Below are 13,051 nucleotides of genomic sequence, written 5' to 3'. Positions count from 1 at the left end.
GATTTGACCTATTTTAATTACCTTTTTTCCTAAATAATAAAATATAATTAAAATTCGCTATTTACCTTTTGTATTTCTTTTCTCTTTTTTCGGTTTTTTATTTGATGATAACTGCAAAGCCTGTACACTTTGCACTAAGTCAGCCAATTGCGTAACAATTTGGTTTCCGGTATCACTTTCATCACCACCTAGAGTTTTATTGCGTATAAAATCAGCTTTGATTTGTTGCCAACGTTTAGTTTGTGTATCAGTTAATACGCCACGAATTTCAGCGAGTTTAAGAAGATTTTCTTCAGCACCATTAGTTAATAGCTGAGCTTCACCCAAATAGTGATCGTTGATGATTTGATTAAGTTCATCATCATTCATAACAGAAGAAACCTTCTCAGCAAGTTTATTCATGTTTCGATAACTACCTTGAAGTTTGAAAGGTGGTTCTGTACGGTATTTATCTGATTGAGCAGCACTAACGATGTATTGCTGGTTAACTTTGAACACCACTTCTCTAATTTTCAATAAGTGACTAAGTACTGCAACAATTTCGCTGATTTCTGCTTGGCTGTAAGCATAACTTAATTCATTGCTATTAAGTGGCTTGCCTTGTGCATGGTCAATGAGTTGATAAAGATCATTTAAGTCACGTAAAGCAAGTGGTGCTAAAATTGGATTTGAAGTTAAGCAGTTTTCGATATAACTTGAAGCAAAAACTTCATCCATACCACCAAGAACTTCACCTAAATTATAAATATCTGCACGGTTAGCCAACATATCTGGTATTTTGAATACTTCTCCTGATTCAGTATATGGGTTACCTGACATAATAACGCAGAATTTTTTACCTCGGAGATCATAGGTCTTAGTTTTTTCTTTCCAAACACCTTCGATTCGGCGTGAACCATCACAAAGGGAAATGAATTTTTGTAAGAATTCCGGATTGGTGTGCTGTATATCATCAATATAAAGCATGACGTTATTTCCCATTTCAAGCGCTAGATTAAGTTTTACTAGCTCTTGTTTGGCAGTTGCATTCGGTGCTTGATTTGGATCGAAAGATAACACACTATGACCTAAAGCCGGACCGTTAATCTTCATAAAGATTAATCCAAGACGATTAGCAACATATTCCATTAACGTCGTTTTACCATAACCTGGTGGAGATATAAGCAGTAATAACCCCATTAAATCGGTACGTCTAGTTTCACCAACCGTTCCCATTTGTTTAGCTAAGTTATCACCAATGATAGGTAAGTAAACTTGATTAATGAGTTTGTTTCGCACAAACGAACTTAATGGTTTAGCCTTAAATTCCTCCAGATGTAGAAGATCACGTTGTTCATCGAGTACTTCCTGACGAAGACTTTGATAATGCTGAAACTCCGGAATAATAATTCTGGACTGTTTACGCATGCGACTGAAGAAATCATCAAGATTAATATTCAACACTCCCTGAATTATACTTGGATGATCGCCAAGTAAATCGTTGACGGAAATATCAAGCTCAAGCTCGCTAATTCCTAGCGTAATGCTACTTTCTTTATCTAACATACACAATACTAAAGCTTCAGCAATATAGTCTGATAGTTTTTGATATTGGGGTAGGGTACAAAGACCTTTAAACCAACTTTCGATTAGAATCCAGCGATCGGCAAGTCGTTTTTGAAGATTGCTTTGTGATTGGTTAAAATCACCCCACATATGAGATTCCTCGAGGCGGGCTTTTAAACCTTCAAATAGATAGTGGCCATATTTACTTAACGTAAATTCTTGTGGTGTTTCGGCTAATATATAGCTTAAATATTCAGTTGCTTGTTTTACATGATACTGTTCATGTTGAATAGGATATTTTTCTAAAAATTGGGTTAATTCAAAAGACATCTCTGTTTGAAGATTTCTTATACCTTCATCATGACCAAATAACGCCTGTATATCTTTACAAGTTTTGGCTCGCTCTGGCCATAATTTGGCAATATCACTCTTTTGATTATGATGCCAAAAAAGGATAGCTAAGCTTCGGGCTAAAGGGTTATAGCGTAATAGACCGGCCGCTTCACCTAGCGGGATCAGTTTGGCTAATATTTTTAATGCATCGTGATCGTGAATCCCTTTTTCATAGCCTTCACGATATCGCATTGACGCATAATCTCTTACTGTTTTAGCTAATACCTCAGGTTGGTTTAATTGATTTTTTAAATCGTCATAACTTAAATCATGCTCTTTTTTAAGCGCTGAATTAATTATTGAATATGCTAAATATTCACCACGGTAAACACTAGGCGATTCGGATTCTAATGAAATTGACCAGAAAGGTTTATAACTTTCTAATTTAGGGTGATTAATTCTTTCTTGATAATCAGTACCCGTTAATTGCAAATAAAGATGATCTTCTTTTGGTACAATGGTTAAATCAAGCTCTTGGGTGTTGACACTAAACTTATGTCTTGGCCCCAGTTTGATTACATTTCCGCCAGATTCAAATATTTCTGATTTATCTCGTAAGGCTCGTATTGATTGATCTCTGGCACTTTGGAAACGAGATTCAATATCATCTGCTTTGACATTATCAAAAAGTGCTCTTAATTTTTCGACTATTTCACGAATTTTTAAAGCTAAAGCGTCGGCAACAAAAAAAGCATTTAACTCATTTTGATCAGAAAATTTAGCCGTTCTTCTTGGTATACTATCTAAAATTCGATTGGCAGCCGTAAGTAACGCTTCTGTTCGTCTTGTTCTATCTTCAAGTAGTGATTGTTTATGGGTTTCAAATGATTCTAATATCTCTTCTCGTTTAGCCAGAATATCATTAAGGAACTCTTCACTTTCACTGAATTGATTTTCAAGCTCTTCAAGTTGTACTAGAAGACGAGATAGCTCATCATCACATTTTTCAGGTGTTGTTGCCATACTCAAGGCATTGGCAATACTTTGCCCAAATAATTTAAATTGAGCACCAAATTGAGCGACCATTTCAACATTAGCTAAATTTTTTCGTTTTTGTTGGATTTTAGCTTTTGTTTGGTTAAGTTTTGCATAGACTTCAGCTATTGATTCTATGATTTTAGTTTGTAATGTGACGTCATCAAATTTTAGGGTTGCTATCAATTGTGAAAGCATATCTAAATCAGTTGACATAGTTTCTGTTATTTCAACAGATTCAAGTAATTTTGCAACAGTATCTGCTTTGGTAATTTGCTGTTCAATATCGTCAATTTTTATATTGAATGGCTCTAATGCTTTATCACTTCCTAAAAACTCAGCAGTAGCTAATGAAACTTCAGCTTGTCTAGCTTTTAGTTTATTTTCCATTTCATCGATTTGGTCTAAATCAATGTATCGGTAAGTTCTTAATGTGACTAAACTGCCAAGTTGTAACTTTATTGCATTTAATGCATCAACAAATTCTTGTGTTTCTTGCCAGCTATCAGGGTAAAGCTTGGTTAATAAATCTTGTTGATTAGAAATTGCCTCACGCATAGCGCTTTCGGATTGACGTCGAATGCTTTCGACTTTTTCATACTCATCTATAACTAATTCACTCGTTTGTGAAATATTACGAAGAATAGGGGAGAATGATAGGTGTTTCTCGTCATTGAGCCAAAAGTAATTATCAAAGAGCCGTTTTGTATCTTCACTTAGTTTGCTATAGAGTTGTGAAGAGACTGCCTGGTTATCGATTTCACGCGAGATAAAATACAGATCTGAAATTCCGCGAACAAGTTCAGCATTACCTATTTTTCCGAGGAAGCTATTATTTGTCGGTTGTTGTGCTGCATATTCATCACTATAAAAAGGAGTTTGCCAAATTTGCATTGGATGAACTCTAGTTGGCTCATCACTTTCTCCTTCAAAAACGACCATTCGACCATCTTCAAAAACGGCGTAGCCATGACCTAAAATTGGGTTATCTAGTTTGCGTTCAATCATATTATAATTGAACAGTGCTAGTCGCCCATTGCTTGGGTCATAGAAAATGTATAAAACATCTTCCCCATTTGGTGAACGGCGAATTCGTCTGAAACGCATACCTGACATTGATTGGTCAAAAGTTTTATAATCTCCATTTTGTAAGTAGTATCCCCCAGGAAATATAATTCCATGATCTTCTGGAAGTTGAATACATGATTGACCAATAAAATCTATACGATGGACTTGCTGGGTTAGCGAGTTATAAACTAAATAGCGCCAATTGTCTTCGCGGTAAGGGAGAATTTTCAATAGGATTAATGAACCAACTTTTGCATATTCTATTTTAGCATCATTAATTGATTGATTTTTATCAACAACCTCTTCTCGATAAATTCCTAAACCATCATTAGTATTATTTTCACACTTTATTGTTAAGTCACCACCAATGGTTTCAACAAATACTGTATCAAGAACATTGATATGAGGAAATCGCCCATTAACAATATCTTCACGTGTTGTTTCGATCCATTCAAAATCGTAGGCAGGTGGTAGTGCGATATCTCGCTCACCTCGATTATCTATATACTCGATTGTTTTTTTATCGCTAGATATAGACCATCGAAATACACGAATATCACTAATTCGTTCTCCAATTTGAAAACTAGCAAGAAGTTTTCCATCACGTTCAACAAGCTGAAGTAACTGGGCATTTTTATAATAAGTATAAAGCTCATTAAAGTCTTGTATAAATCTATCTATATTTAAGAATGTATTTGAGAGATCAACCGGATCAGCTTCATAATTGTTATCACGTTCAACTAATTGATAAAGTGAAAATACATCTTCTATCTTGGTTTCTTTTTTTAATCCTAAATAGACGTTATAACCAAACAACAACCAATCACCAAAGCGAACAATATCTCGTGCTACACAGTTATTTTCCGTTCTTATACGAATACGGCTAATAATGGACATGTCACTTTTACCAAACTCAGATAGCCTTTCCTGATTTAGAGCTTCTGTCTTTTGATTAAGTTCTTGTCCTAAAGAGGTTAAACGTTTACGAAGAATTTCATAAGCTCCGCCTTCCGCGACTGCTTTATCAATTGATGTTTGTTGCTGATCTTGGGTTTCTGACATGTTTTACTCGTTGAAGATAATACTGAAATACCTAATGTTTTAGGTAGGAAATGAATCCTACCTAAAACTGATTACATTATAGATAAATGGCTATTCTGATAGTAACCTATTCATTCTCATTATTGGATGACAAAAATTGTTTTGCTAACGCTTTTAAATCAGTGTTTTGCAAAGTCTCTTTTATGTTTATGTTTTTGTCTCCCGATAAGCGAGATAGTACTGATTGTAATGCAGATTGTAGTACAGGGCTCTGATTAACAGTTCCTTCTATTGCTTTACCTACACTAATTGCTTTAGAGAAGCTATTAAAGAAGTTATCATTACCGCCTACAATTTCAATATTGGCTTTACTGAATGCCGCAGCAAGCACGTCAGCTTGTTCTCTAGCAATTTCTTTGTTAGCAGCAATAGCAGCCATGGCTTGTTCGAAACCTTTTTCAAGCGCTAAACGGAATTCCTCATGATTTTTCGATTGTTCATTCATCGTACCCATTGCTTGGAACTTATCTACTAAACCATTTGCCTCAGCAGTTAATTTTTCGCGAATTACTAACGCTTCTGCAAGACCTTGTTCTTTTGTTGCTGATGCTTTTGCGAATCCAATACGTTCATCACCACGAGCTTGAGCAGAAAGTTTTTCCTCAAGTACTTTAGCTTCAGTTAAACCTTGTTTTTCTACTGCAATTGCTTTGGCTTCAATAACTTTAGCTTCTGCTAAGCCTTTTTCTTGATTACCTTTCGCTTCAGCTAATAATGTCTCAGCTGTAATATTTGCTTTGACTAAACCTTCTTTTTCTTCTGCTTCTGCTCTTGCTTTACGTACTTTAGCTTCGGCAAGGCCTATTGCCGCTTCTTCGGCTTCTATACCCTGAGCTAATTGTTTTTTAGCTTCAGCTTGTTTAGCTGCAGCTTCTAATTCAGCTTGAGCCATCGTGCTGATTTCAATTGCGCGATGTTTAGATGATTGTTCATCTGCCTCAGCTTGTTTTACTTGTTTAACTAGCTCTTGTTCAGCTCTAGCTTCAGCTTCAATAATTGTTGTTTGTTTTTCACGATCTGCTCTTGAAACTTCACGAACTTCTTTAATGTTTTCCTCTTCAACTGCAACTGTTTTTTCAACTGCTACACGTTCACGAATAACATTAGCAATCTGTTTCTTTTCCTCTTCTACAACTTTGTCTTTCTCTATTCGTTGTAGTTCAACTTCACGTTCACGAGCAACAATTTCAAGTGAACGAGCTCGGATTACACGTTCTTCTTCAATCGCAATAGCTCTTAGGCGGTTATTCTGTGCAACTTCTACTTCACGTAAACGATTCTCTTCTCTTACTTCAATTTCTTGTTGGGTTTGAATTCTAGCTTGTTCAGCTTTCAAACGTTCTTCTTCTTGAACTTTTAATGTTTCAGCGGCTTCTCTAGCTCGAATAGTTTCAATTTCACGTTTTTGTCTAGCCTCAGCGTCAGCTTGTTGACGTTCTAATTCAAGTTTAGCTTCGATAGTTTCAGTATCTTTTTTCTTAAGAGCTAACTCTAAATCGCGTTCTCGCTTATTGGTTTCATCTTTATGTACAGCAGTTATAGCTGTAATTTTATTAATACCTTCAGCATCAAAAATATTATCTGGGTCGAGTGATTTAATTGGAGTTTGTTCTAAATAATCGATAGCAACATCTTCAAGGGCATAACCGTTAAGGTCTTTACCTATTACATCAATGATACGTTCACGGAAATTCATTCGATCTTCAAACAGCTTTGCAAGTTCAAATTGTTTACCTACGGTTTTCAATGCTTCTGAAAATTTAGCACTAAATAATGTGCTTACCGCTTGTTGGTCTGATGCACGATCTACACCGATTGATTTGGCAACTTTAAGAACATCTTCTGTTGTTTCATTAACGCGTAAATAGAAGGCTACGCAGATGTCAGCCCTAAGGTTGTCTTGGCAAATTAAACCATCTTTACCTCTTCGTTCTACGTCAAAAGTGATCAAGGAAATTTTCATGAACTCTTTTTTGTAGATGATTGGATATACCAATGCACCAGTAAAATGAACTTTAGGTTTTGACGTCATGTCATTAACAATAAGCGCCGTACCTTGAGGAACCTTTATGTAAAATGCCTTAAATAATAGGAAGAATCCGACAATTACAAGGAATATACTTCCAACTATTACCAAAAAAAACATTATAGTATCACTGCTTAAAGACATATTTTTCTATTCTCCAAATTAACTTCTATTAGCCATTAAAATCTTTTAGGCTAATTATTTCATAACAATTTGTTGTTTCATCATACTGAAGGATTACGGCTTTATCACCGCGCTTGAATTGATAAGATTCATCACATCTTACCTCTAAAATAAGGCCCGCTCCTCCATCTTCACAGGTAGCTTGTCCTTTAGTTCTGGTTACGGTACTTGAGCGTATTTCGATAACTTGCCCTAATAATGATTTATGATTGTGGTTAATTATCAACTTTCTGAATAAAGGACGAAGTGGTTTAATAAAAAAAGCAGTTAAATAGACTGATAAAATAAATGAGATAATTAAAAGAGCTATCCCTGCTAAATAATAAAGAAATACAAAATTATACAAAGGTAGGATTAATAGACGAAAGGCAAAATAACAAATTGACCATCCAATTAAAGAGATCAAAGTGATGATGAGAGTCATTGGTACTTCATTGAAGCCAAATTTCATTAATAAACCACCTAATCCAGTAGATGGAACATCACTATAAACATCATTGACACTGATATCAAAATCTAAACAGTCAACGCTTAATAGTCCTAATGCTGCAACAAACCAATATAAGATACAGATTGTTAACAATGCACTAAAGATAATTACGGGAAAAGAAAAAAATATTCCCCAAAACAGTTCCATTATATTCCCTTCATCTATCCAAACTAGTTTTAACTAATTAATTATTTTATAATTGTTTTTGCTATTCTAACTTAAAAATATCAAAACGCGAAAACTTTAATTCGATTGTTTTTCTTTTAATCTAGCTAAAATTGAAGCTGCATTATTATTGCCAGCTTTAATACCGGCCGCTTCTAATTTACTATCAAGCGAATCAGGATTTTCAGTTGCTGCTAATTCTTTTTTTGCTTCAAAAGTGGCAGCAGCTTTTTCTTGACGTTTTTTGATTCTATCTAATGAATCGAGTGCAGTATGCAATTTAGCTGTTGAACCACCGTAACGCTGTGCTACTGCAGATTGTGCTTTTTGGACACTTTCAGTAGCTTTAACTATATCAACTTGTTGTTTTAAGTTACGAATATTGATTTCAGATTGTGAAATAGTTTGTCGTAAATTTTTAACACTTTCAGCAAAATAGTTAGCTTGCTTTTTGTTATTTTCATATTGATTCTCGAGTACCGAAAGTTTTTCCGCTACTTCCAAAGCTAACTCTTCATTGTTATTTTCAAGTGCTTTAATAGCATATGCTTCATATTCAGTTATTTGAGCTTTTGTTGATTCAACTTGTTTCTCTGCTAATTTTTGTTCTGCTAGAATATTAGCTAATGATTCTTTAGCTTGTCTTAATTCTTCATCAGCATCTCTAATTTCTTGGTCTAATATACGTAACGCTTGAGAATCAATTATTGATTCGCCAACTTCATTTATTCCACCACGTAATGCTGTTACTAATTTTTTGAAGATAACCATATTTAACTCCTTCTATAACTTTTCGCTTTAACTATTCAATATTAAAGAAATGCTCATAAGCTTCAGTCGCTTTGATCACATTGTCTGATAACATTTCGAGTTCATAAATAATATCGTTTAAGGTTGAGGATGAACTAAGTGCACCATACATAATGTAATTGATTTCTCCATCTCCTGTTTTTTCAATTGCTATAGTTGATAAAGCAAATAGTTTTCTAGCAGACAGAATTTCTTCATTAAATGATGAAGGATTTTTGATTAGTGAAACTGGCCAAAGTAGTGCTTCTACAATAATTTGCTGATTTGAAACGCTTAAAAAAAGTGGTAAATCACCATAGTCATGCATAATGATATGTAAACAAGCATCGACACCATCAATTATTTCAATACTTGCAGAACTTTGTTTGATTAAATCAGTTTGATTTAATTCTTGGAAAAGGTCATTAATTTTCCAGATTTCTGTATTTTTCATTTCATTGTTTTCCTTCACATGGTACAAAAAAGATTTATTTTCTACAGCTGGTTGACGAAATTTTTTTTCGATTTCAAGTAACTCAGCAGTATTTTCAGGCAAAATCCAAACTTCTTTTTTTATCAACCCCTGTTCTCTTAAACGTTGTCGGTATTGTTGTTGATAAAATGCTGAGCTTTTAGCTTCTTTGGTTTTTTTCATAAATTTTGGTTATTCTTTAATTTTTTATACAACTTATATTAGCATAATTTTATCACATGTAAATATTACATGTGATATTTTTTATCAATTTATTGATGCTAAATTTACTTTAATTTTAATAAAAAACTAAACATCTTTAGGGAGGTTTTATAGAAGGCTATAGAATAAATAACCCGCATGATGCGGGTTATTTATTTGAAAAAATGATATATCATTCTAGAAATCAACATCTAAACCTAATTGGAATGTTCTGCCTGGAGCAGTAAACATGTTTAGATATTTATGATCTGATGTGCTGTATAATTTATTATTACTTAGATAATCCCAATATTTTTGATCGGTAAGATTATAAACTCCACCATTCAATTTAACATTCTTAGTAATATTAATATAACCAGTTAAATCAATAATGCCATGACCGGCGATTCTAAAATAGTCATCTTTAGAATTAGGAAGTGGTCTACCATCATTACCATAAGATTCTCTAGATGTCGCTTCGGCTTTTTTACCTTTTTGGAATGTTGCTGTAACAGCCACACCATAAAATTTATTCGGATCATCCCACGCTAAACCGACAACACTTTTCATTGGTGCTATTGAATCCATTTCAATATATTTATCACCTAAATAGCTTGATTTTGATTTGCCTTGGTTATAACCAATTGCAAATTTAGCGCTTAAGCCATTAGCAGATTCTACCCATTTGCCGATATTGAATTCACTGCTCAATTCAGCACCATAGATGTATGCCTTATCACGATTTTCTGCTTGATAAACAATTCGGTTACCTGTTCCGACAAAGTTCTTTCTATAACGTGTATAAGCGATGAAATTTTTATATTTATTATAAAAAGCTGAAGATGTTAAAGTTACACCTGAAACAGGATGTCCTTTCAAACCTAATTCAAAATTGTCACTGGTTTCAGTGTTAAGATTTGAATCACCAACAAGTACATACATATTGCTATGCGCTAAATAAGATCCATATAATTGGTTCTGATTTGGCATTTGTGCGGAACGTTTGTATTGTAAATAAGCAGTGAAGTCAGGATTAATATCATACATAAATGACATAGAAGGTAAAACTTGGAAATCACTATTGCTACTATATTGTTTACCTAACTGGCTACCATTGATGTTTGTTACAGCCATATTTTCTAAATTACGAGGTTTAGTATTTTGGTAAATAACTCTAACACCAGGTACTAGATAGAAATTATTACTATCTTTAATATTAAAACTAATTCTGTCTTCGAGGAATCCCCCTAATTGATAACTTCGACTATCTGCTTGGGGTTTAGTGTAATCTCCGTCTGGAAATATTCTACCATTTTGAGATTGGGCTGAAGTAAAGAATGGTGATTCATCTTCACTCCATTTACCATTTAAACCAGCGCTAATTTTCTGATTTTCATAGTTTTTAACTAAAGTAGTAATAAAATTATAAGTTTTTGTATTGTAATTTGTTTGAGTATTAAAATTACCTTTAGTTGTATGTCTAATATCGGTACTATCATAGACATTGGTTCGTTGATAATTTAATTGAGTAGTTAAACTATCAATCCAGCTTATAGCAGTTGGTTTCCATTGATCTTTAATCGCAAGATTAAAGCGATTGTTTTTGCTTCTTTGATGATCAAGTGACTCAACTTTTTTACCGTATTTATCCCAAGTATCATAATGAGAATTTTTGGTTTTATTATTGTAATCAACTGTTGTATTAATTAAATGTTCTTCTGTCATTTGCCAGCCAAAACCAGCTAAAATCGAGTTGGAGTGCCAGTTTTCTGGATAACTACTTATTGAGTCTCCATTATTACGTGTTTGCTGGCCATCGCGTCGACTTAAAACCAAAATACCATTTAGATAATCATCACCACCAGCCATAGTTAAGCCCTGGTGGAAACTTCTATCTGAACTATCATAGTTATTTTGATAACCAAAGTAGGTCGTTTTACCCGGATAGAGGTAATAACTTGCCGATTTAGTTTGGAATGAAACTGAGCCACCTAGAGCATTATTTGCATTACTAACCGATGTCGCTCCTGATTGAATATCAACTTTATTGTACATATAGGTATCAATATAATCTCGGCCAATACCGTAAGATCCAAACCCAGCTCGTCCAACAGAGTTAACCCGACCTTGAGCTATTGGTAAAGGCATACCATCAATATCGATTGACACGCGGTTAGCATCTAAACCACGAATATTGTATCCAGTAAACCCACCACGGTCCCAACTACTTTTACCACTACCTGAACCTGAAATACTTCCTGGGGCAGAAATTAGAGGTTGATAACGCATTATAGTACCAAAATTAGTACCTCCATCACGGCGAATATCTTGCTCAGAAATTTCAGTATTCATTCCCGGATTTTTTGTTGCTTCATGAGCTGTTACAGTAATAGTATCAATGTCTTTTTCATCATTATGTTTATCAGTAGCGAAAGTAGGTAGTGCTAATGTTAAACCTATTGCTAATGAACTTGTCTTTTTTAAATATTTAAAATTCACATTTTTATCCTTTCAAACTTAATATGTTTAATGCGCGCATTTATTGCTTCAATTAATAAAAATATTATTAAAATAGTTTATTCAGGGTAAAAGCTTTGGAAAAGCAATTTTGCTGCTTCATCAACTCTTGGCCCGATTCCAAATAAGTAACTATCATCTATAACCGTAATACGATTATTTTTAAATGCACTCGTTTCAGTAATACCTGGAATAGTATTGACTTTGTCTAAACCACCTAATTGATCAATCGAATATTTATTTAAAATGATAACTTCTGGATTGATAGCTATAATTGATTCTGCAGTGTAACTTTTGAAGCTATTATGCGTTGCCAAATTTTCACCACCAGCGATAGTAATTAATGCATCAATTGTAGTATTTTTACCTGCTACAGAATTGGAACCACTCATACTCATTAGGGATAAAACTTTTGTTTTTTGTGGGTGAGTTGCGATTTTGGCTTGAATGTCGGCAAGATTGGCTTTAATTCTATTGATTAATTTTTCGCCTTCTTCTTGTTTATTTAATTTAGATGCAATTTTATTGATATTTTCGTATAACAGTTCAATTGTACCAGGTACACGCCTTAATGCTAATACATCTACTTTTGACTCAGAAACTTTTTCGATAACATTATCAGGTTCTACATCATTTAATGTTATAAACAAGGTTGGTCTAAGCGATAAAACACCTTCAATATTTAATAATTTCCAATAACCGATTTGTGGCAATTGTTTAACTTTCTCAGGATAACTGCTTGTTTTATCAACACCTACGACATCATCTCCAGCACCTAGTGCGAATACAATTTCAGTAAGAGATCCTCCAGCAATAACAATTCTTTCATTTGCTAAACTATAATTGAGAAGACTGTTGATACTAAATATTAGTAAAAATAGGCTAATCCTTTTTATAAAATTTTTCTTCATGATTTAATTTACCTACCATGGTTTTCAATTTTGGAAGAATAATATAGTGAAAATGATAACCATTATCAACATAAAATATTGGGGGATTTAATAGCAAAGCATTAGAAACTGATCAAGCATAAATGATAAATTAAAATTTATTCAAATAAATAATAATGTTATAACAAATTATTACAAAAATAATATATTGATATTTTGGGGGATATGAAAATTAG

Annotated in this window: 7 protein-coding genes; all 7 read right to left on the bottom strand. The window is 33.7% G+C overall.

Annotated features, from left to right (window positions below; translation table 11 throughout):
* Positions 1-57: 57 nt before the first annotated feature.
* The 7 genes from A9G07_RS05895 to A9G07_RS05865 all read right to left on the bottom strand — a co-directional run bounded on the left by A9G07_RS05895 (position 58) and on the right by A9G07_RS05865 (position 12,836).
* Positions 58-5,043 carry a DNA repair ATPase gene (locus A9G07_RS05895; RefSeq protein ID WP_065734409.1) on the bottom strand — a complete coding sequence of 1,662 codons (4,986 nt, stop codon included), beginning with the start codon at positions 5,041-5,043 and terminating at the stop codon, positions 58-60.
* Between the two features lie 106 nt (positions 5,044-5,149).
* A complete protein-coding gene (locus A9G07_RS05890) occupies positions 5,150-7,252 on the bottom strand; it encodes a hypothetical protein (protein ID WP_065563261.1) in 2,103 nt (700 codons plus the stop codon).
* Between the two features lie 28 nt (positions 7,253-7,280).
* A complete protein-coding gene (locus tag A9G07_RS05885) occupies positions 7,281-7,928 on the bottom strand; it encodes a hypothetical protein (RefSeq protein ID WP_065734408.1) in 648 nt (215 codons plus the stop codon).
* 96 nt (positions 7,929-8,024) lie between these two features.
* Complete coding sequence (locus A9G07_RS05880) at positions 8,025-8,717, bottom strand: PspA/IM30 family protein (protein ID WP_065734407.1); 693 nt, start codon at positions 8,715-8,717, stop codon at positions 8,025-8,027.
* Positions 8,718-8,748: 31 nt separating this feature from the next.
* Entirely contained in the window at positions 8,749-9,390 is a 642-nt protein-coding gene (locus tag A9G07_RS05875) for a YjfI family protein (RefSeq protein ID WP_065734406.1), read from the bottom strand.
* Between the two features lie 216 nt (positions 9,391-9,606).
* A complete protein-coding gene (locus A9G07_RS05870) occupies positions 9,607-11,907 on the bottom strand; it encodes a TonB-dependent receptor domain-containing protein (RefSeq protein WP_065734405.1) in 2,301 nt (766 codons plus the stop codon).
* Positions 11,908-11,984: 77 nt separating this feature from the next.
* Positions 11,985-12,836 (bottom strand): heme/hemin ABC transporter substrate-binding protein, encoded by an 852-nt coding sequence (locus A9G07_RS05865; RefSeq protein WP_065734404.1) that lies wholly within the window; start codon positions 12,834-12,836, stop codon positions 11,985-11,987.
* Between the last annotated feature and the right edge of the window lie 215 nt (positions 12,837-13,051).

It is taken from the genome of Gilliamella sp. wkB72 (assembly GCF_001693745.1).
GTDB lineage: Bacteria > Pseudomonadota > Gammaproteobacteria > Enterobacterales > Orbaceae > Gilliamella > Gilliamella apicola_E.
Note: the sequence above shows the minus strand (reverse complement) of the source record. Positions and strands in the feature narration are given on the sequence as shown.